Source organism: Burkholderia sp. JP2-270, assembly GCF_003233675.1.
GTDB classification, from domain to species: domain Bacteria; phylum Pseudomonadota; class Gammaproteobacteria; order Burkholderiales; family Burkholderiaceae; genus Burkholderia; species Burkholderia pyrrocinia_C.
In genome coordinates, this window is sequence record NZ_CP029824.1 from 1114224 (window position 1) to 1134928 (window position 20705).

At 68.0% G+C, this 20705-nt stretch carries 20 protein-coding genes and 2 pseudogenes; 18 read left to right on the top strand and 4 right to left on the bottom strand.

Translation table 11 applies throughout. From position 1 onward, the window contains the following. Position 1: 1 nt before the first annotated feature. Positions 2-2065, bottom strand: a complete 2064-nt coding sequence (locus tag DM992_RS05340) for a bifunctional 2',3'-cyclic-nucleotide 2'-phosphodiesterase/3'-nucleotidase (RefSeq protein WP_111016007.1) — start codon at positions 2063-2065, stop codon at positions 2-4. A gap of 282 nt (positions 2066-2347) precedes the next feature. On the opposite strand from DM992_RS05340, the gene DM992_RS05345 reads away from it, so the two are divergent. From DM992_RS05345 to DM992_RS05395, 10 genes are all read left to right on the top strand, one after another. Then, positions 2348-3472 carry an ABC transporter permease gene (locus DM992_RS05345; RefSeq protein WP_111016008.1) on the top strand — a complete coding sequence of 375 codons (1125 nt, stop codon included), beginning with the start codon at positions 2348-2350 and terminating at the stop codon, positions 3470-3472. After that, positions 3469-4428, top strand: a complete 960-nt coding sequence (locus DM992_RS05350; protein WP_204356102.1) for an ATP-binding cassette domain-containing protein — start codon at positions 3469-3471, stop codon at positions 4426-4428. Before DM992_RS05345 ends, DM992_RS05350 begins: the two co-directional genes overlap by 4 nt. A 27-nt stretch (positions 4429-4455) precedes the next feature. Further along, positions 4456-5385, top strand: a complete 930-nt coding sequence (locus tag DM992_RS05355) for an MlaD family protein (protein ID WP_105389601.1) — start codon at positions 4456-4458, stop codon at positions 5383-5385. 88 nt (positions 5386-5473) lie between these two features. Continuing rightward, on the top strand, positions 5474-6097 hold the full coding sequence (locus DM992_RS05360) for an ABC-type transport auxiliary lipoprotein family protein (protein WP_111017813.1): 624 nt from the start codon (positions 5474-5476) through the stop codon (positions 6095-6097). A 19-nt stretch (positions 6098-6116) separates the two neighbouring features. Continuing rightward, positions 6117-7268: a VanZ family protein gene (locus tag DM992_RS05365; protein ID WP_111016009.1), complete on the top strand. Its 1152-nt coding sequence runs from the start codon at positions 6117-6119 to the stop codon at positions 7266-7268. Between the two features lie 150 nt (positions 7269-7418). Next, positions 7419-7736, top strand: a complete 318-nt coding sequence (locus tag DM992_RS05370; RefSeq protein ID WP_011694422.1) for a ferredoxin — start codon at positions 7419-7421, stop codon at positions 7734-7736. Positions 7737-7749: 13 nt separating this feature from the next. Beyond that, on the top strand, positions 7750-8394 hold the full coding sequence (locus DM992_RS05375) for an alpha/beta hydrolase (RefSeq protein WP_111016010.1): 645 nt from the start codon (positions 7750-7752) through the stop codon (positions 8392-8394). 629 nt (positions 8395-9023) lie between these two features. Continuing rightward, positions 9024-10352, top strand: coding sequence for a D-alanyl-D-alanine carboxypeptidase family protein (locus DM992_RS05385; protein WP_111016012.1), 1329 nt, complete (start codon positions 9024-9026; stop codon positions 10350-10352). Positions 10353-10400: 48 nt separating this feature from the next. After that, positions 10401-11327 (top strand): D-amino acid aminotransferase, encoded by a 927-nt coding sequence (locus DM992_RS05390; RefSeq protein WP_111016013.1) that lies wholly within the window; start codon positions 10401-10403, stop codon positions 11325-11327. Further along, the gene (locus DM992_RS05395) at positions 11327-11635 is read left to right on the top strand and encodes a YbeD family protein (RefSeq protein WP_011546305.1); all 309 of its coding nucleotides are present in this window, start codon (positions 11327-11329) and stop codon (positions 11633-11635) included. The genes DM992_RS05390 and DM992_RS05395 overlap by 1 nt, the downstream gene beginning before the upstream one ends. Here DM992_RS05395 and DM992_RS05400 read toward each other — a convergent pair. After that, positions 11632-12597, bottom strand: a complete 966-nt coding sequence (locus tag DM992_RS05400) for a transcriptional regulator GcvA (RefSeq protein WP_111016014.1) — start codon at positions 12595-12597, stop codon at positions 11632-11634. The genes DM992_RS05395 and DM992_RS05400 overlap by 4 nt on opposite strands. Before the next feature lie 102 nt (positions 12598-12699). Between DM992_RS05400 and DM992_RS05405 the strand changes: the two genes are divergently transcribed. The 7 genes from DM992_RS05405 to DM992_RS05435 all read left to right on the top strand — a co-directional run bounded on the left by DM992_RS05405 (position 12700) and on the right by DM992_RS05435 (position 19620). After that, complete coding sequence (locus DM992_RS05405) at positions 12700-13026, top strand: DUF2917 domain-containing protein (protein WP_034179443.1); 327 nt, start codon at positions 12700-12702, stop codon at positions 13024-13026. Between the two features lie 83 nt (positions 13027-13109). Beyond that, entirely contained in the window at positions 13110-13856 is a 747-nt protein-coding gene (lipB, locus tag DM992_RS05410; protein ID WP_111016015.1) for a lipoyl(octanoyl) transferase LipB, read from the top strand. After that, entirely contained in the window at positions 13849-14841 is a 993-nt protein-coding gene (lipA, locus tag DM992_RS05415; RefSeq protein WP_111016016.1) for a lipoyl synthase, read from the top strand. The genes lipB and lipA overlap by 8 nt, the downstream gene beginning before the upstream one ends. Positions 14842-15095: 254 nt before the next feature. Continuing rightward, a complete protein-coding gene (gene tauA, locus DM992_RS05420; protein ID WP_111016017.1) occupies positions 15096-16112 on the top strand; it encodes a taurine ABC transporter substrate-binding protein in 1017 nt (338 codons plus the stop codon). A 36-nt stretch (positions 16113-16148) separates the two neighbouring features. After that, the gene (locus DM992_RS05425; protein ID WP_111016018.1) at positions 16149-16946 is read left to right on the top strand and encodes an ABC transporter ATP-binding protein; all 798 of its coding nucleotides are present in this window, start codon (positions 16149-16151) and stop codon (positions 16944-16946) included. Beyond that, complete coding sequence (locus DM992_RS05430; protein WP_111016019.1) at positions 16943-17911, top strand: ABC transporter permease subunit; 969 nt, start codon at positions 16943-16945, stop codon at positions 17909-17911. The genes DM992_RS05425 and DM992_RS05430 overlap by 4 nt, the downstream gene beginning before the upstream one ends. Before the next feature lie 293 nt (positions 17912-18204). Further along, complete coding sequence (locus DM992_RS05435) at positions 18205-19620, top strand: amidase family protein (protein ID WP_111016020.1); 1416 nt, start codon at positions 18205-18207, stop codon at positions 19618-19620. Positions 19621-19658: 38 nt separating this feature from the next. On the opposite strand, the pseudogene DM992_RS05440 reads toward DM992_RS05435, so the two are convergent. Together DM992_RS05440 and DM992_RS05445 are read right to left on the bottom strand one after the other, a co-directional pair. Beyond that, positions 19659-19766 (bottom strand): annotated as a pseudogene (locus DM992_RS05440) (gamma-glutamyltransferase); the annotation flags it as partial. 74 nt (positions 19767-19840) lie between these two features. After that, positions 19841-20023, bottom strand: a pseudogene (locus DM992_RS05445) (YadA C-terminal domain-containing protein); the annotation flags it as partial. 20 nt (positions 20024-20043) lie between these two features. Between DM992_RS05445 and DM992_RS05450 the strand changes: the two are divergent. Continuing rightward, positions 20044-20703 carry a pyridoxal-phosphate dependent enzyme gene (locus tag DM992_RS05450; protein WP_239511324.1) on the top strand — a complete coding sequence of 220 codons (660 nt, stop codon included), beginning with the start codon at positions 20044-20046 and terminating at the stop codon, positions 20701-20703. The last annotated feature ends 2 nt before the right edge of the window (positions 20704-20705 follow it).

Here is a 20705-nt window from a genome sequence, read left to right on the forward strand (position 1 = left end):
CTCATTGCGTGAGGTCGATCTCGTAGGTGGCGAGGTTCTTGCCCGAACCGTCGTCGGCCACGACCTGCGTGATGCCGGCCAGGCCGGCGGCGGCAGCATCACCGAGACGGTTCGGCGCGGACGCGAACTGCACGTGCGCGACCGAGCTCGCGAGCTTCGTGAAGCGCCAGCTGCGCTGCGCGCCGTCGGCCGTGCGCGTGATCGCGCCGCGCTTCTTGATGAACGAGATCAGCACGTCGCGGTTCGCGTCCGGCGACGCGAAGATCGTCTTGCTGCCGTCGAGGCCCGGGAAGTTGCCGCCGCCGCTCGCGCGGTAGTTGTTGGTCGCGACGATGAACTGCGCGTTCGGGTCGATCGGCGTGCCCTTGTACGTCAGGTTCCTGATCCGGCTGCCGAGCGGCTGCGTGACGTCGATCTCGTACGACAGATCGGCGGACGTGAACATGTCGAAGTTGTAGCCCGGGAAGCTGCTGACGAGCTTCTGCACGGTCGCTTGCGTCGGGTCGATCCGGTTGAAGCGCTTCGCGGCGGTCTCGAGCCAGTTCTTCACGTCGGCGCCGCTCACCTTCACCGCGTACACGGTGTTCGGATACAGGTACAGGTCGGCCGCGTTGTTGATCGCGAGCGCGCCCGGCGCGACGTCGGTGTAGTCGCTGCCGCCGCCGAAGCCGCTCTTGAACGGCGCGCTGACCGACAGCACCGGCAGCGACGCGTATTGCGGCAGGTTCGCCTGCACGTAGGTCTTCACGTAGTCGGCCTGCGCCTCGTTGACGATCTGGATCGCGCCCGGATCGCCGACATCCGCGAAGTACGAGTTCATCCGGTAGTCGGTCGAGCCGATCGGCGTCTTCACGTAGTCGATCGTCGCCTGGTGCTCGGCCGCGATCGCAGCGGATACCGACGGGTCGGCCGCGACATAGGTCTTGTCGGCGTTCTGGATCGGCCGCGCCTCGACGGTCGTCTGCGACTTGTCGACGCTCCACGTCTTGCCGTCGAACTTCAGGCCGAGCTTGATCACGCCGAGATGCTTGCCCCAGTAGTTGGCCATCACGGTCGGCACGCCGTTGACGGTGCCCTTGACCTTGTCGACGCCCGGCAGGTTGAACTGCGATACGGTGCTGTTCGCGTCCGGGAACACCTGGTGCGAGTGGCCGATCAGCATCGCGTCGATGCCGGCTACCGTCGACAGCCACCAGCTGCCGTTTTCCATCGTCGGCGAATACGCGGAATTGTCGAGGCCGCCGTGCGAGATCGCGACGACGAGATCGGCGCCCTTCGCGCGCATCTCGGGAATGTACTTCTCGGCGGCTTCCTTCAGGCCGGTCGTGTAGACCTTGCCGTCGAGCCAGCGCTTGTCCCAGCTCATGATCGCGGGCGGCGTGAAGCCGATGATGCCGATCTTCACGGGTGCGCTGACCGTCTTGCCGTCCGGCGTGGTCGCCGTCACCGTGCGGGTCAGGATCGTGTACGGCGTGAACAGCGGCGCGTTGGTCTTCGCGCTGATCACGTTCGCGAGCACCTGCGGGAAGTTCGGGCCCGCGCACTTCTTCTGCTGGGCCGGAGCAGGCAGGCCGTCGACCTCGAACGTGTTGCCGGTCACCTGCGACAGGTACGGCAGCCCGTAGTTGAACTCGTGGTTGCCGATCCCGCCGCCGTCGAATTTCGCGGCGTTCATCACCTTGTAGATCGCCAGCGTCTGGTCGCAGCCGATCGGCTTCACGAGCGCCTGGTAGTCCGACAGCGCGGTGCCCTGGATCGTGTCGCCGTTGTCGAGCAGCAGCGTGTTCGGGTACTGCGCGCGCGCTTGCGCGATCAGCGTCGACACACGCTCGAAGCCGAGCGAATTGTCGACGGCGAGCTTGAAATAGTCATACGACAGCACGTTGGTGTGCAGGTCGGTCGTCTCGAGCAGCGCGAGCGTGGCCGTCGTGCCGACGGGCGCCTGGGCCTGCGACGGCGGCGGGGCGGTGACGTCGTCGCCGCCGCAGGCGGCGAGGGCAAAGGCCAGACTGGCGAGCGCGGCGGCAGCCGGTACGCGGCGGCGGGAAAGCGGGGGGAAACGCATCGGTTGTCCTGTTTAGTGTTCTGTTCTGTTATGGCGAGGTGCGCAACGAAATGGCGGCGCGGGGCGCCGACGGCCTGAAGTGCGGCGCGTGAGAGTATCGAAAGGAAACGTGACGGAAGAATGAAAGGCGATGACACCGGCAGCGGGCCGCGATGGGCGGCGGCCTCCGGACAGGCCCGGGCCGGGCGCCTTCGGCTGGGCACCCCCACTGAAATCCTCACGTCGCTGCGCCGGGCGGTTCGCTACAATGGCCGCTGTCATCCTATTGCATACAACCTGCCCTTGGACTTCGAGACTCCTCCCGGCCTGTCGGTCGACGCCGGCAGCCAGGGCCAGACGGTGCGCCTGACCGGCCAGTGGACCGCCATCGCGCTTGCGCGCAATCGCGGCGCGGTCGCGCGCCGCGTCGCGAGCATCGGGTCCGGGCGCGTGAGCGAATGGGATCTGTCCGGCATCGAGCGGCTCGACCACGTCGGCGGCCAGGCGCTGTGGCGCGTGTGGGGCCGCAAGCTGCCGGCCGGCGTTGCGCTGAGCGACACGCAGCGCACGATCTTCGAGCGCATCGAGCGGCTCGACAGCGGGCGCGAGGCGCCCGAGCGCGTCGTGCGCGTCGATCCCGTCACGCGGCTCGGCCGGGCGATCTTCACGTTCGGCGAACACCTGCAGGGCGGCATCGCGATGTTCGGCCTCGTGATCCTCGACGCGCTGTCGGTGCTGCGCCGCCCGCAGACCATGCCGTGGAAGGAAACCTCGGCGAACATCTACAGCGCCGGCGCGCAGGCGCTGCCGATCACCGCGCTCGTCGCGTTCCTGATCGGCATCGTGCTCAGCTACCTGTCCGCGCAGCAGCTGCAGATGTTCGGCGCGAACCGCTACATCGTGAACATCCTCGGGCTGTCGGTGATCCGCGAGCTCGGCCCCGTGCTGTCTGCGATCCTCGTCGCGGGCCGCTCGGGCTCGGCGATCACCGCGCAGATCGGCGTGATGCGCGTGACCGAGGAGCTCGACGCGATGCGCGTGATGGGCATTCCGCACGGGCTGCGGCTGGTCCTGCCGCGCGTGCTCGCGCTCGGCGTCGCGATGCCGCTGCTCGTGATGTGGACCAACATCATCGCGCTGACGGGCGGCGCGCTCGCCGCGAAGCTCGTGCTCGGGATCGACGTCAACTATTTCGTGCGCTCGCTGCCGGGCGTCGTGCCGATCGCGAACCTGTACATCGGCGTCGGCAAGGGCGTCGTGTTCGGCATGCTGATCGCGCTGGTCGCCTGCCATTTCGGCTTCCGGATCAAGGCGAACTCGCAGAGCCTCGGCGAAGGCACGACCACGTCGGTCGTGTCGTCGATCACGGTCGTGATCCTCGCCGACGCGGTGTTCGCGATCCTGTTCCAGAACGTGGGGCTAGGATGAACGCATCGAACGAATCGGCGGCCGGTGCCGCGCCGGCCGATGCCGCGCCGGCGGGTGCCGCAGCGGCCCACACCGCGGCAGTCGGCGTCGCCTCGGTCAGCACGCCGCCGGCCGCGGCGGCGGATGCCGGCGACCTCGTGATCGAGGTGCGCAACCTGACCAAGCGCTACGGGCGCAACATCGTTCACCAGAAGCTCGACTTCGACGTGCGGCGCGGCGAGATCGTGTCGGTCGTCGGCGGCTCGGGCTCCGGCAAGACGACGCTCGTGCGCCAGATCCTCGGCCTCGAGCGGCCGACGTCGGGCACGATCAAGGTGTTCGGCGAAGATACCGCGACGATCGACGATGCAAGCGCGCGGATGATGCGCACGCGCTCGGGGATGCTGTTCCAGCAGGGCGCGCTGTTCTCGTCGATGACGGTGTTCGACAACGTCGCGCAGCCGCTGCGCGAGCTCGGCCGCGTGCCGCCGGACCTGCTGCACGACATCGTGATGCTGAAGCTCGAGATGGTCGGGCTGCCGTGCAAGCACGCGTCGAAGATGCCGGCCGCGCTGTCGGGCGGGATGGTGAAGCGGGTCGGCATCGCGCGCGCGATCGCGCTCGAGCCGGAGCTGCTGTTCCTCGACGAGCCGACGGCCGGCCTCGATCCGCAGGCGTCCGACGAATTCGTCGAGCTGATCGCGACGCTGCACCGCACGCTCGGGCTGACCGTCGTGATGATCACGCACGATCTCGACACGATGGTTGCGCTGTCGACGCGCGTCGCGGTGCTGGCCGACCGCAAGGTGCTGGTCGCCGCGCCGGTCGAGGAGGTCGCGAACGTCGACCATCCGTTCATCCACGAATATTTCCTGGGGCTGCGCGGGCGCCGCGCATTGCAGGCGCTGCCGCCCGAGCGGCGCGCGAAGCTGCCGAAGGCGGCCCTCGAACCGGCGCTGTCGAGCGTCGAGCTGTAGGCAACGCAAGGAGCAAGGAACCCGCGAATGGAAAACAAATCACATGCGTTCTGGGCCGGCCTGTTCACGATCGCGCTGACGCTCGCGATCGCGGGCACCGTGTTCTGGTTTAACGTCGACCGTACCGTGCGCGTGCCGTACGACCTGCTCGCGCGCACCAACGTGACGGGGCTGTTCCCGGACGCGGCCGTGCGCTTTCGCGGCCTCGACGTCGGCAAGGTGCAGTCGATCGGCTTCGATCGCACGCACCCGGGCCAGATCCGGATCCGGATTCTCGTCGACCACGACGCGCCGATCACGCAGTCGACCTACGGCAGCCTCGGCTTCCAGGGCGTGACGGGCATCGCGTTCGTGCAGCTCGAGGATACGGGCCGTGACCTGGCGCCGCTGCCGTCGTCGCCTAAGGCGATTGCGCAGATCCCGATGCGGCCGAGCCTGTTCGACCAGATCCAGGAGCGCGGCGACGTGCTGCTGCGGCAGCTCGAACTGGCCGCGAAAAGCGCGAACGCGCTGATGTCGCCCGAGATGCGCGAGCAGTTGCGCGCGACGGCCGAAAGCCTGCAGCACGCGGCCGATGGCGCGACGACGCTGTCGAAGCAACTCGCCCCGGCCGTCGCCGCACTACCGGAAACGATGCACCAGGTGAACCGCACGATGGCGTCGGCGAACACGCTGCTGCAGCCGAACGGGCCGCTCGTGTCGAACCTGAACAAGGCCGGCACGGCCGCCGAGCAGGTCGGCGTCGCGCTGAACGATCTCAATGCGCGCGTGCAGTACGACACGCTGCCGCGCTTCAATGCGCTGGCCGGCAGCGTCGGCGACGCGTCGCAGCAATTGAAGGACGTCGCCGGTGAACTCGGCCGCAACCCGCGCAGTCTGTTGTTCGGTTCGCCCGGCGCGGCGCCGGGGCCCGGCGAAGCGGGCTTCGTGTGGCCGGGTGCGACGGCCGGGAAGTGAAGCAGGCCGGAAACCCGTCGATCGGCTGGCCGGAAACGGCCGGGCAGTGACGTCCATCGAAACCGGAAACATCATGCAGGAACATGCCATGCCACGAATCCTTGACCGCGCGCTGCGTCCGGCTGCGACCGCGCTCGCCATGCTGTCGCTTGCGCTTGCGGCCGGCTGCGCCGGCAACAGCGCGGTGCTGTCGAATGTCCGCTACGACCTGGGGCCGGCCGCGCCGGTCGTGACGGCCGGTGCGGGCCCCGCGCTGAAGGTGCTCGACGTCGCCGCACCCGATGCGCTCGATTCGGACAAGTTCGCGTACCGCCTCGCGTACGCGGATGCGCAGCACGTCGCCGTCTATCGCGACAGCCGCTGGACCGCTCCGCCCGCGCAACTGCTCACGCAGCGGCTGCGCGGCGCGCTGTCGTCGCGCGGCGCGGTGCTCGAAGGGTCCGACGGCGTGCGCGCGCCGACCCTCAAGGTCGACCTGAACGAATTCGAGCAGGTGTTCGACGGGCGGTCGCAAAGCCACGGTGCCGTCACCGCGCGCGCGACGCTGGTGCTCGACGGCAAGGTACTCGGCCAGCGCACGTTCGTCGCGCGCGCGCCGTCGAGCACGCCCGACGCGGCCGGCGGCGCGAGTGCGCTTGCGACGGCGAGCGACGAGCTCGTGGCGCAGATCGCCGCGTGGGTCGGCATGCAGGCGTACGCGGGCACGCCGTGACGCACGCCGCGCAGCCGCGATGAACGCGACCGGCGCGCATCGCGCATCGCCGCTCGCGCGGCAGGCCTTTGCCGCCTACGCGGCGCTCATCGTCTACGCGTCGCTGTATCCGTTCGAAGGCTGGGTGTCGCTCGGCATCGGGCCGTTCGACTACCTGTTCGCGCCGATGCAGCGCTACGTGACCGCGTTCGACGTGGTCACGAACGTGCTCGGCTATTTGCCGTTCGGCGCGCTCGGCGTGCTTGCGCTGCACCCGCGCTGGCGCGGGGTTGCCGCGACGCTGATCGCGGGCGCGCTCGGCGTGCTGCTGTCGGGCTCGATGGAGGCGCTGCAGACCTACCTGCCGACGCGCATCGCGTCGAATCTCGATCTCGCGGCCAACGCGCTCGGCGCGCTGCTGGGCGCGGCGCTCGTCGCGCCGGCCACCGGTGCGCTGCTCGACCGCGGCGCCCTGCGCCGGCTGCGCTTCGCGTGGTTCGAGGCCGATGGCGCGACCCCGCTGCTGCTGGCCGTGCTGTGGCCGTTCGCGATCCTGTTTCCGTCGCCGTTCCTGTTCGGCATCGGCGACTGGCCGGCCGCGCTGTGGGAGCGCGCCGACGCGTCGATGCAGGACACGCTGCTCGCGTGGCTGCCGGCCGCGTGGCACGTGAGCGAATGGCCCGAGCGCGTCGACGGCTGGCTGTCCGATTCCGCGTGGGAGGCCGCGCTCGGCGGGTTGATGCTGTTCGCCGTGCTGGCGATCGCGTCGCTCGCGATGCGGCCGAGTGCGCCGCGCATCCGGCTGCTGATCGCGTTCGTCGCCGCGACGCTCGTGTTGAAGGCGGCCGCGACGTTCATGCAGTCGGCCACCGGCCTCGTCGTCGTGTGGGCGACGCCCGGCGCGCGGCTCGGCATCGAGCTCGGCTTCGCGGCCGCACTCGTCGCGCTGCACGTGCCGGCGACCTGGCGCGCAACGCTGGCGGCACTCGCGCTGCTGGCCGGCGTGGCGCTCGTCAACCTGCTGCCGGTCAATCCGTTCTTCGACTTCACGCTGTCGGGCTGGCGGCAGGGGCGCTACGTGCACTTCAACAGCATCGCGCGCTGGCTCGCCTGGATCTGGCCGTACGCGGCGCTGATCTGGCTCGGCCAGCGCGTCGAGCGCGCGTGGCTGCCGGCCGCGGCGCGCCGCTGACGGTGCAGGCCGGGCAGCGCAGTCCCGGCCGCATCGCGGGCAGCGGCGCGCGCCGGTCGCTATAATCGTCCGGACCATCATCCGTTGCACCGCGCAACGGCTATCGCCCCTCTTTCCGCCCGGCATCGCGCCGGGCCGCTCGTCACCATCATGGATTCCTACTACCAGCACCACGTCTTTTTCTGCCTGAACCAGCGCGAACCGGGCGCCGAGCGTCCGAGCTGCGCGCAATGCGACGCGCAGACCATGCAGGAATACGCGAAAAAGCGCGTGAAGGAACTCGGCCTCGCGGGGCCCGGCAAGGTTCGCATCAACAAGGCCGGCTGCCTCGACCGCTGCGAGGAAGGGCCCGTGATGGTCGTGTACCCGGAAGGCACGTGGTACACGTACGTCGACCAGGCCGACATCGACGAGATCGTCGAATCGCACCTGCGCGACGGCAAGGTCGTCGATCGCCTGAAGATCTGAGCGGGACGGCCGAATGAACGTTCATACGCAGAAATCGCTGATCGCGGGCCCGGTCGGGCAGATCGAAATCGCGGTCGACCTGCCCGACGCCGTGCGCGAAGGCGGCGCCGCGCCGCGCGGCATCGCGCTCGTCGCGCATCCGCATCCGCTGTTCGGCGGCACGATGGACAACAAGGTCGCGCAAACCCTGGCGCGCACGCTCGTGCAGCTCGACTACGTCGTCTACCGGTCGAACTTTCGCGGCGTCGGCGCGACCGAAGGCGTGCACGACAACGGCAACGGCGAGGCCGACGACCTGCTCGCGGTGCTCGCGCACATGCGCGCGCAGCCCGCGTACGCGGACCTGCCGCTCGTGCTCGCGGGCTTCTCGTTCGGCACCTTCGTGCTGTCGCATGTCGCGAAGCGGCTGCGCGACGCGGGCGAGTCGATCGAGCGGATGGTGTTCGTCGGTACGGCCGCGAGCCGCTGGCAGGTCGCCGACGTGCCGGAGAACACGCTCGTGATCCACGGTGAAACCGACGACACCGTGCCGATCGCATCGGTGTACGACTGGGCGCGGCCGCAGGAGCTGCCGGTCGTCGTGATCCCCGGCGCCGAGCATTTCCTCCATCGCAAGCTGCATGTGCTGAAGCGCATCATCGTCGACGCGTGGCGCTAGCCGGCACGCGGGCGCCGGCGTAACGACCGGCGGCTCGCGTTGCGCACCGGCACCCGCCGAATGCGCGATCGACCACACGACATCGCGCCGCACCGCGCGCGCAACCGGACTTGCACACCGCCTGCGCGCCTTTCGCGCGGCTTCGGGCGATTTTCCGCAGCATGCCCGCGCTATCCTCCCGAAGCCGGCGTGCGGCCGCCCGCGATCGTGCGGTGTCCGGCGCCCATCGGCACCGACGTGCTGCGCGTTCGCGCCCGTGGCGGCGCTGCAAATCCTCGCGATGCCGCCGGATATCGCTGCGGTTTGTGCGTTGTCACGAACACGATTGCGCCGGCACGTCGGCGCCGCGCGGCACGGGACACGACACCCGGTTCGCGAAAACGCCGTTCGCGGCCACGTATAATGGCCGCATTTCGCGTCGCCCGCGGCCCGGCTGGGCGCATGCGGCGCTCGTTTCGCCGCCTGTCCGCCCGCTCGCGACGGCCGCGAACCGAACGCGTCCGCACGAGTCCAACCGGCGCGTTTCGCGTCGCCCGACGATGTCGGGCGAGTGACCGGAACGCCCGCCGCCTTGCCGTTCAACCCTGCGCGTTTCGCACCGCACTTTCTGCCATCAGCCTGAATCGATCATGCGTCTGTCTCCCCAAGGCCTCAAGTCCCTCGCTTCCTCCATCGCCTTCGGCACCGCCGCGCGCAACGTCGCGCGCAACGTCGCGCTCGGCGTGATGCTGCCCGTCGCGCTCGCGTCGACGATCGTCGTCGCCGAGGCGAAGCCGGCCGCCAAGGCCAAGGCCGCGCATGCGGCACCGGCCGCCGCTGCCGAGCAGTTCACCGGCGCGCCCGCGGTCTACATGCCGGGCGCGGTGCCGCCGCCGGGCGTGAATGCGCGTTCGTGGGTGCTCGTCGACGCGACGAGCAACACGGTGCTCGCATCGGGCAACGCGGACGAGCGCGTCGAGCCCGCGTCGCTGACGAAGCTGATGACGGCCTACCTGGTGTTCGAGGCGCTCGACAAGAAGAAGATCTCGATGGAGCAGATCGTCACGCCGAGCGATGCGGTGCGCCGCGTCGGCCGCGACGAGTCGCGCATGTTCATCGAGGCGAACAAGCCGGTGTCCGTGCACGACCTCGTGTACGGGATGATCATCCAGTCGGGCAACGACGCCGCGATCGCGCTGGCCGAACTCGTCGGCGGCAGCGAAGGGCAGTTCGTCACGCTGATGAACGACGAGGCGCAGCGTCTCGGCATGAAAGGCACGCACTTCGCCGACGTGAACGGCATGCCGGACCCGAACCACTACACGACGGCCGGCGACCTCGCGAAGCTGTCCGCGCACCTGATCCGCGATTTTCCGCAGTACTACGGCATCTTCTCGGAGAAGGAATTCAAGTACAACAACATCCGCCAGGGCAACCGCAACCGTCTGCTGTGGCTCGACCCGACGGTCGACGGCCTGAAGACGGGCCATACGCAGGCAGCCGGCTACTGCCTGATCGCGTCGGCGAAGCGCGCGATTCCGGGTGTCGACGGCCAGCGCCGCCTGGTGTCGGTGATGATGGGCGAACAGAAGGAAGGCGAGCGCACGCAGGACAGCATGAAGATGCTGAACTACGGCTACAGCGCGTTCGATTCGGTGCGCCTGTTCAAGGGCGGCCAGGCGATCTCGACGCCGCGCATCTACAAGGGCAAGGAAAACACCGTGCAGGTCGGCGTGAAGGGCGACCAGTGGGCGACCGTGCCGCGCGGCCTCGGCGACAAGGTCAAGACGGAAGTCGACGTCAACGCGCCGCTGATCGCGCCGCTCGCGGAAGGCCAGCAGGTCGGCACCGTGAAGATCGTCGCCGACGGCAAGACGCTGTCCGAATTCCCGGTCGTCGCGCTGCAGGCCGTGCCGGAAGCCGGTATCTTCGGGCGTATCTGGGACTCGATCCTGCTGATGTTCAGCAAGAAGAAGTAAGCACGACGGGCCTTTGTTTTTACGACTTCATCCCCATCTGTCATAGCCATGAGCCAAGCCGAATTCGAACCGATCGTCTACCTCAGCGTCTCGTCGCAGGAGGAACTGGTGCCGCTGTCCGAAGCCCGTGTGCCGGTGCTCGACCGCGGGTTCATCTTCGGCGACGGCGTGTATGAAGTCGTCCCCGTTTATGCGCACGACGGCGCGCACGTGCCGTTCCGGATCGAACAGCATCTGGAGCGGCTCGCGCGCAGCCTGAAGAAGATCGGCATCGACAACCCGCACGCCGCCGCCGGCTGGCGCGCGCTGATCGAGCGCGTCGTCGCGGCGAATGCCGAAGGCCTCGGCGACGGCAATGCGCTCGTCTACCTGCAGGTGACGCGCGGCGTCGCGAAGCGCGGCCATGCGTTCCCGGCGAACGCGGTGCCGACGGTGTTCGCGATGACGAGCCCGCTGCGCCTGCCGTCGGAAGAAGAGCGCGCGAAGGGCGTGCGTTGCGTGACGGCGGAGGATCGCCGCTGGCTGCATTGCGACATCAAGTCGATCTCGCTGCTCGGCAACGTGCTGATGGCGCAACACGCGGCCGAACGTGACGCGTTCGAGACGCTGCAGTTGCGCGACGGCTACCTGACCGAAGGCTCGTCGTCGAACGTGTGGATCGTGAAGAACGGCGAGCTGATCGCGCCGCCGCGCAGCAACAAGATCCTCGAGGGGATCCGTTACGCGCTGGTCGAGCAGCTGGCCGTCGAATGCAAGATCCCGTTCACCGCGCGCGAGATCGGCGAAGCGGAGTTGCGCGCGGCCGACGAGATCATGATCACGTCGGCCACGAAGGAAGTGCTGCCCGTCACGTCGCTCGACGATCTGCCCGTGCAGGGCGGCAAGCCGGGCCCCGTGTTCGCGGCGCTGTACGACGCGTACCAGCGTGCGAAGGCACGCGAGTTTGAACAGTTTGACCTAACCCGGAGAAAATGATGAGCGAACCGACCAAAACCGTCGAGGTCACCGGCGCGATCGAGACCCGGAAGGAGTCGCTGCTGGAGTTCCCGTGCGATTTCCCGATCAAGATCATGGGCAAGGCGCACCCCGAGTTCAAGGACACGATCTTCAAGGTCGTCGCCGTTCACGACAACGAGATCGATGTCGAGAAGATCGAGGAGCGCGCGTCGAGCGGCGGCAATTACACGGGCCTCACGATCACCGTGCGCGCGACGAGCCAGGAACAGCTCGACAACATCTACCGCGCACTGACCGGCCATCCGATGGTCAAGGTCGTACTCTAAGCGCCTCCTTCCTGCGCGCACTCGGCGGGGGTCTTCCCCGCCGCGCGCCGCGCGTCCAGTTCGTTGCACAGCCGCTTGTATTCGGCGACCTCCTCGAGCAGCCAGGTCCTGAATGCCTGCACGCGCGGCGTGTTCAGCAGCGGCGGCGGACACACGAAAAAATAGTGCCACGGGCTCGGCCCGTCGATGTCGAACAGGCGCACGATGCGCCCGTCCAGCAGGTCGTGCACCGCGAGCGAGCGGCGCACCAGCGCGATGCCCTGGCCGTCGATCGCGGCCAGCAGCAGGTTCGACGAATCCTGGTACAGAATCCCCCGCTTCGGCTCGGTCAGCGTATCGAGCCCGGCCGCGTCGAACCACGGCCGCCACAGCTCGTCGTCCGAGCGCAGCAGGTTGTAGTGCACGAGATCGGCGGGCGTCTGCGGCAGCTTGCCGCCATTCAGCGTCGGTGAGCACGCCGGAAAAAACACTTCCTCGAACAGCGGCTCGACGTGCAGCCCAGGATAGCTGCCGAAGCCGAAGCGGATCGCGAGATCGACGTCGTCGCGCGCGAAATCGGTGAGCGAATTGGTCGACTGCAGCTCGACGTCGATTTCCGGATGCCGCTCGATGAACGAGCCGATGCGCGGCGTGATGAAGCGCGCGGCGAACGACGACAGCATCGACACCACGAGCCGCCGGTCGCGGTCGCTCGCGCGCACGTCGCGCGTCGCGTCGGCGATCACCATCAGCGCGGTGCGGATCTGCTGCGCGTAGCGCATGCCGGCGTCGGTCAGGCACAGCCGCTTGCCGTTGCGCGTGAAAAGCTGCACGCCGAGCTCCTCCTCGAGCGCGCGCACCTGGTGGCTCACCGCGCCGTGCGTGACGTACAGCTCGTCGGCGGCGCGCGAGAAATTCTCGTGACGGGCGGCGGCTTCGAACGCGCGAATCGCGTTCAATGCAGGCAGCTGGCGGAGGTCCATTTGCTAATTTTCCTCACATCGACGTGAAAATTGGTCGTTTGGTCGGACGCCTTGAAGTGACTACGATTGTAGCCATCGAAGCATTTATTGGCGGAGTCGATCATGCAAGAAATTTCTTCAAGCATCACGTTCGAAATCCCCGCGGGCGAAACCGTGCCGATGAAGGTGCAACGCAGCACGCGGCTGATTGTCCAGTGCGGGCCGATCTGGGCCACGCGCAGCAACGACGTCGACGACTACTTCCTGGTCGATGGCGAGACGCTGAAGCTGCGCCGCGGCGAGCGGCTGTGGCTCAGCGCGGAAGGCCGGGAGGGCGCGTGCGTCGCATTCTCGGTGTCGCGGCCGACCAGGGAAGTCGCGCTCGGCGGGCTGGCACGGCTGCGCGAACGCGTCGCCGCGCTGTTCCACGACGGATGGCGCACGGTTTGACCGCCATTTCCTCCGACGGATACTGACCATCCGTCCCTTTCCCCGGCCGGCGAGACGCATGGGTTTTCGGTAAACTAACGCCCATGTCCGTTTCGCCGGTTTCCATCGTGTCCACGCCTGTCGCCGTCTCCGCATCGCCCGCCGAATCGCCGGATCACCCGGTCACCGTGCGCTGGCGGGGCGTCGAGGCCTACGAGACGAGCTTCGACGCGATGCGCGCGTTCACCGACACGCGCACGGCCGACACCGGCGACGAGCTCTGGGTGGTCGAGCATCCGCCCGTCTACACGCTCGGCCAGGCGGGCGACCCGGCCCACCTGCTGGTGGCCGACAGCGGCGTGCCGCTCGTGAAGGTCGACCGCGGCGGGCAAATCACTTACCACGGCCCCGGCCAGATCGTCGTCTACCTGCTGCTGGACTTGCGCCGGCGCAAGCTGATGGTGCGCACGCTCGTGACGAAGATCGAGGAGGCCGTGATCGAAACCCTCGCGGCGTATAATCTCGCTTCGGTCCGCAAGGCGGGCGCGCCGGGGATCTACGTGGCATCCGGCGTGCACGAAGGCGCGAAAATCGCGGCCCTCGGCCTGAAGATCCGCAACGGCTGCAGCTATCACGGGCTGAGCCTGAACGTGAAGATGGATCTGCGCCCGTTTCTTGCGATCAACCCGTGCGGCTATGCCGGACTGGAAACCGTCGACATGGCGAGCCTCGAGGTTGCCGCCGACTGGAACGACGTCGCCCACACGCTGGTGCGCCGTCTGATCGCCAACCTCGACGGCGCATCCGCAGCCGCCGACAAGCCGCAGGCACTGGAACAATCGAATGACTGACGTTACCGCTTCTCCCGCACCGGCCGATTCGGCCGCGACCGCTGCCTACGATCCGACCGCCAAGCAGAAGGCGCAGGCGAAGACGGCGCGCATCCCGATCAAGGTCATTCCGATCGAGAAGCTGAAGAAGCCCGAGTGGATCCGCGTGAAGGCGGCCACCGGCAGTTCGCGCTTCAACGAGATCAAGACGATCCTGCGCGAGCACAACCTGCACACCGTGTGCGAGGAAGCGAGCTGCCCGAATATCGGCGAATGCTTCGGCAAGGGCACCGCGACGTTCATGATCATGGGCGACAAGTGCACGCGCCGCTGCCCGTTCTGCGACGTCGGCCACGGCCGTCCCGATCCGCTCGACACCGATGAGCCGAAGAACCTCGCGCGCACGATCGCCGCGCTGAAGCTCAAGTACGTGGTGATCACGAGCGTCGACCGCGACGACCTGCGCGACGGCGGCGCCGCCCACTTCGTCGAATGCATTCGCGAAACGCGCGCGCAGTCGCCGGAAACGCGCATCGAGATCCTGACGCCGGACTTCCGCGGCCGCCTTGACCGCGCGATCTCGATCCTGAACGCCGCGCCGCCCGACGTGATGAACCACAACCTCGAAACGGTGCCGCGCCTGTACAAGGAAGCGCGCCCGGGTTCGGACTACGCGCACTCGCTGAAGCTGCTGAAGGACTTCAAGGCGCTGCATCCGGACGTCGCGACGAAGTCGGGCCTGATGGTCGGCCTCGGCGAGACCGAAGAGGAAATCCTGCAGGTGATGCGCGACCTGCGCGCGCACGACGTCGACATGCTGACGATCGGCCAGTATCTGCAGCCGTCCGAGCACCACCTGCCGGTGCGTGCGTACGTGCATCCGGATACGTTCAAGATGTACGAGGAAGAGGCGTACAAGATGGGCTTCACGCACGCGGCAGTCGGCGCGATGGTGCGTTCGAGCTATCACGCCGATCTGCAGGCGCATGGCGCCGGGGTGGTCTGAGCGCCGCGTTGGCGTTACCGCAGCCTTTACGCAGTCGAAAAAGCCCGCAGCGATGCGGGCTTTTTTGCTGGTGCGGCTGAGATCCCTGCATTCGCACGACAATCGCCATCCGACCGGACGGACGATCCGGTTCAGCGTGGAAAGCAAAGCTGAAACGGCATCGATAGCTTCGCAGGATAAGTTCGCTCCCGCCGCGCGCAAAGCTCCTATAGTCGGCTCTCCCGCAGCAATGCCCGCATCCGAAGGAGAGCCGCATGTCCCGTTTCAGCTTCATTCGCCGCGCCGTCGTTGCGCTGACCGCCTTGGCCGCGTTCGGCGCGGCGCACGCCGAATCGCGCGAAGTCGTGATCGCGTACCAGGACATGGTCGTGCCGTGGCGCTACGCGCAGGCGAGCGGTGAAGTCGAAAAGGCGACCGGCTACAAGGTCACGTTTCGCAAGCTCGACAGCGGCGCCGACGTGATTCGCGCGCTCGCGTCGGGCTCCGTGCAGCTCGGCGAAGCCGGGTCGAGCCCGATCGCGGCCGGGCTGTCGCAAGGGCTCGACATCTCGCTGTTCTGGGTGCTCGACAACATCAACGACGCCGAGGCGCTCGTCGCGCGCAACGGCTCGGGCGTCACCAGCATCGCGGCGCTGAAGGGCAGGAAGATCGGCGTGCCGTTCGTGTCGACGTCGCATTTCCATACGCTCGTCGCGCTGCAGGCCGCGGGCGTCAATCCGAACGACGTGAAAATCGTCAACCTGCGTCCGCCCGAAGTCGCGGCCGCCTGGGCGCGCGGCGACATCGACGCGACCTATATCTGGGATCCCGTGCTGGCGAAGGTCAAGCAGTCGGGCACCGTGCTGACGACGTCGGGCCGGGTTGCGAAAGAAAGCGGCAAGGCAACCTTCGACGGCTTCGTCGTGAGCCGCAAGTTCGCGCGCGAGAACCCCGAGTTCGTCACGCGCTTCGTGAAGGTGCTCGCCGCCGCCGATGCCGACTACCGCACGCATGCGGCTGCGTGGAAAGCCGGCTCGCCGCAGGTCGCAGCGGTGGCGAAGGTGTCGGGCGCGAACGTGCAGGACGTGCCGGCCAGCCTCGCGCTCTACGCATTCCCGACGGCGGCCGAGCAGGCGTCGCCGATGTGGCTCGGCGGCGGTGCGCAATCGGGCGCCGCGAAGTCGCTCGCGGCCACCGCCGCGTTCCTCAAATCGCAGGGCACGATCCAGACGGTGCTGTCCGACTATTCGGCCGGCGTCGATCCGCAGTTCGTGCAGAAGGCCGCGCGCTGAGCGCGCGGCCACGCAACGTATCGCGGAGCATCTCTCATGAGCACGCTGGAAGTCCGTCAGGTATCGGTTGCCTATCCGGGCGAGCGCGGTCGGCCGACGACGCACGCGCTCGCGCGCGTCGACCTGCGCATCGATGCGGGTGAATTCGTCGTCGCGCTCGGCGCGTCCGGGTGCGGAAAGACGACGCTTCTGAACTGCATGGCCGGCTTCGTCGCGCCGACCACTGGCGACGTGCGCGTCGACGGCGTGCCGGTCACGGGCCCGGGCGCCGATCGCGGTGTCGTGTTCCAGAAATATGCGCTGTTGCCGTGGCTCGACGTGCTCGACAACGTCGCGCTCGGGCTGCGCTTCGCGCGCGTATCGAAGGCCGAACGCGAAGCACGGGCGCGGGAGATGCTTGCGCTGGTCGGGCTCGACAAGCATGCGCATGCGCGCGTGTACGAACTGTCGGGCGGGATGCAGCAGCGTGTCGGCATCGCGCGTGCGCTCGCGAGCGACCCGCGCGTGCTGCTGATGGACGAGCCGATGGGCGCGCTCGACGCGATGACGCGCGGCACGATGCAGGCGCTCGTGCTCGACGTGTGGGCACGCACCGGCAAGACGGTGTTCTTCATCACGCACGACGTCGAGGAGGCGCTGTTCCTCGCGACGCGTCTCGTCGTGATGACGCCGGGCCCCGGCCGGATCGCCGAAACCTTCGAGTTGCCGTTCGCGCGTCGCTATGTCGAATCGCGCGATGCGCGCGCGGTGAAGTCGTCGCCCGATTTCATCGGGTGGCGCGAGCGGCTGATCGCGTATCTGCATCGCGACGAAACCGTCGGGGAAGCCGCGTGACGCGCGAGCTGGCGCGGCAGGGCGCGTCCGTCGGGCGCGGCCGGATCAGCACTTTGCACAGGCAGGACAGCATGAGCACGCAGGATTCGTGGGCGGCCGATCGCACGGCCGCGGGTTTGGAGCAGGACGAGCGCACGACGCGGTGTCCCGCGGCGGCGCGCCTCGCGCGCGCGTCGCACCGTTACCGCTTGCCGGGGCAGGGAAAGACCGCGGGGCTGAGCGCGGCGATGGTCGCGGCGCTGGCCGTGCTGTGGTGGGTCGCGACGCATCGGCAGTGGCTGCCGCCGCTGTTCCTGCCCGCGCCGGAAGCCGTATGGACGGCCTTCGTCGACGCGTGGCACGGCCGCATCCAGGGCGGCCTGCCGCTGTCCGAGCATCTGCTGTGGAGCGCCGCGCGCGTGTTCGGCGCATTCCTGCTCGCGACCGCGATCGGCGTGCCGGCCGGCATCCTGATGGGTGTGAGCCGCGTCGCGCGCGGCGTGCTCGATCCGCTGCTGGAGTTCTACCGGCCGCTGCCGCCGCTCGCGTACCTGCCGCTCGTCGTGATCTGGTTCGGCATCGACGAAACGGCGAAGCTCGCCGTGATCTTCCTCGCGTGCTTCGCGCCGATCGCGATGGCCGCGCGCGCCGGCGTGCGCGCGGCGACGGTCGAGCAGATCAACGCCGCGTATTCGCTCGGCGGCAGCTTCGCGCAGATCGTGCGGCACGTGGTGCTGCCGGCCGCGCTGCCGGAGATCCTCACGGGGCTACGGATTGCGATCGGCTTCGGCTGGACGACGCTCGTCGCGGCCGAGATGGTCGCCGCGACGGCCGGGCTCGGGCAGATGGTGCTCAACGCATCGAGCTTCCTGCGCACCGACATCGTCGTGATGGGCATCCTGATCATCGGCGTGATCGCGTGGCTGTTCGATCTCGCGATGCGGTGGGTCGAGCGGCGGATCGTGCCGTGGAAGGGCAGGGGCTGAGCGGGCGTCGAGATCGTCCTCGCGTTCCTCGATCCGATCGCGTTGCCGACTGCAGCCTGGCTCGGTGCAGGTTGCGCGCGGCGGCCGGCCCGAATGCCGCCCGCTCCGACCAGCCGCAGCCGTGCCTTCGGTGGCTGGTCCGCGATTCCTCCGTGCAAAACGAACTCGTGGGCGGCAACTGCTGGCTGTCACGCCCAAAAACAAATTGTCTGTCGGTGCGCGCCAATTCTTCATAAGATACTTTTATCTCAAGCAAAGAAGGCGCAGCGCAGCGCATCGAGGAGACGATACGGATGGACAAGGAACTGTGGCGCCTGAGCGCAACGGAGGTCGTGGCAAATCTGACGCAACGCGAATGCCTGGCCCAGGAGGTCGTCGCGAGCTGTCTCGCGCGGCACGATGCCGTCAATCCGCAGACCAACGCGGTCGTCGACGTGCTTGCTGACGACGCGATGCGGGCCGCGGCTGACGCGGACGCGCGGATCGTCCGAGGGGCACGGGTCGGCCCGCTGCACGGCGTGCCGGTGACGGTGAAGGTCAATGTCGACATGACCGGGCGTGCGACGAGCAATGGCGTCGCCGCCTATCGCGACGTCGTGGCGGTCGCCGACAGCCCGGTCGTTGCGAATCTGCGCAAGGCAGGCGCGATCATCATCGGCCGTACCAATACGCCCGCGTTTTCGCTGCGCTGGTTTACCGACAACGAGCTGTACGGCCGGACGCTGAATCCGTGGGTGCCCGGCCTGACATCCGGCGGATCCAGCGGCGGTGCGGCTGTCGCGGTGGCGACCGGCGTGGGCGCGATCGCGCACGGCAACGATCTGGGCGGCTCGATTCGATATCCGGCGTATGCGTGCGGCGTTGCGGGATTGCGCCCGAGCCAGGGGCGCGTGCCTGCGTTCAATCCGAGTCAGGCGCACGAGCGGACTCCGGCCGTTCAGCTTGCGTCGGTGCAGGGGCCGCTTGCACGCACGGTGGCCGATCTGCGTCTCGCGCTGCGGGCATTCGCTGCGCCGGATCTCAACGATCCCTGGTGGGTGCCGGCGCCGTTGAGTGTCGACGCGGGGCCGACGCGCGTCGCGTTGTGCCGGCAGATGGACGGCATCGAGGCCGATCCGGCGGTGCTCGACGCGCTCGATTTCGCCGCCGGCTGCCTCGATGCGGCCGGCTATTCCGTCGTGTACGCGACGCCGCCGGCGCTGCAGGAAGCGGCCGATCTGTGGCTCGCGTTGACGACGGCCGAAATGGCGGCCGGCATGGGCGATGCGATCGATGCCTACGGCGACGACGCGGTCCGGGCCGCTTACGCGAGCATGATGCATCTCGCGACGTCGCTCGACACGGTCGGCTACATGAACGCGCTGTCGCGGCGATCGTCGGTGCTGCGCCATTGGCAGGGCTTTTTCGCCCGTCATCCCTTGCTGCTGATGCCGGTGTCCTGGCAGCGCCCGTTCCCGATCGATGCGGACCGCCGCGGAGACGACGCGATGCGGCGCATTCTGGATGCGCAAAGCCCGATGCTCGCCACCGCGATTCTCGGCCTTCCGGGCCTGTCCGTGCCGGTTGGCGCGGTGGATGGGCTGCCGGTCGGCGTGCAGCTGGTGGCCGGGCGCTTTCAGGAAGGCCGTTGCCTCGCGGCTGGCGAGGTGATCGAGGCGCGTTGCGGTGTGACGACGCCGATCGATCCGCGACGCGGTCCGTTGCACTGAACGGCGCGCCGCGCAGGCAGACGCTGTTGATCGGCATGCGACATCGCCGAGCGCGGCCGCTTGCCGGGCTGCACGCGATTCGCGACCGGCCGGCCGTTGTCGTTCGACACGAACGAGAAATCGGTGAGCTGGTTGTTCAGCATGAACAGAACGGGCCGGGTTTCGTGTCGATCGAAACCCGGCCCGTACTGAATGATGCTGTCGGCAATGCCGCGACGGCTTACCAGCGATAGCCGGCGCCGACTGCCACGGTGCCTCGTGTATTGGTCGACCCGGACGCCTTGGCGACCCAGCGACCGTTGCGGGTAGCGGTCGACAGGCCGAACGCGACGGCCGACTGACCGCTGTACGCGCCGCCGGCAATCGACACCATGCTTTCTCCCGCCAGCGATGCCTGCGGCACTCGGTTCGGTCTTGAATCACGTGCTGTTGCATCAGACGATCGTCGGTCAGGAAGCGCTGATGCAGATGGAAATGGCCGTCGATGATCCAGACGTCATCATTGCATGCACGGGTGGAGGTTCGAATTTCGCGGGCCTGGTTTTCCCGTTCCTCGGTCGGCAATTACGCGGTGGACGAACCCGTCGCTACATCGCGGCAGAACCGTCGGCGTGCCCTTCATTGACGCGCGGACAGTACGCTTATGACTTCGGCGACACAGCCGGCATCACGCCGCTCGCGAAGATGCACACGTTGGGTTCGACTTTCATCCCACCGGGACCCCATGCCGGGGGGCTTCGCTATCACGGCATGGCGCCGTTGGTGTCGCACGTCCGCGAGCTGGGCCTTATCGAGGCCATGGCTTTTCCGCAAACCGAGTGCTTTCGCGCAGGGCAATTGTTCGCGCGTTGCGAAGGCATCATTCCCGCGCCGGAAGCCACGCATGCCGTCGCCTGCGCCATCCAGGTGGCGTTGCGATGCAAGCGGGACGGTCGGTCGGAGAGCATCCTGTTCAATCTGTCAGGGCATGGTCATTTCGACACGAGTGCATATCAGAGCTTCAGCGCGTCGAAGCTGAGTGACCGCGCTCATGATGAAGCCGATATGGCGACTGCGCTCGCCAAGCTGCCGGTCATCGCTTGACG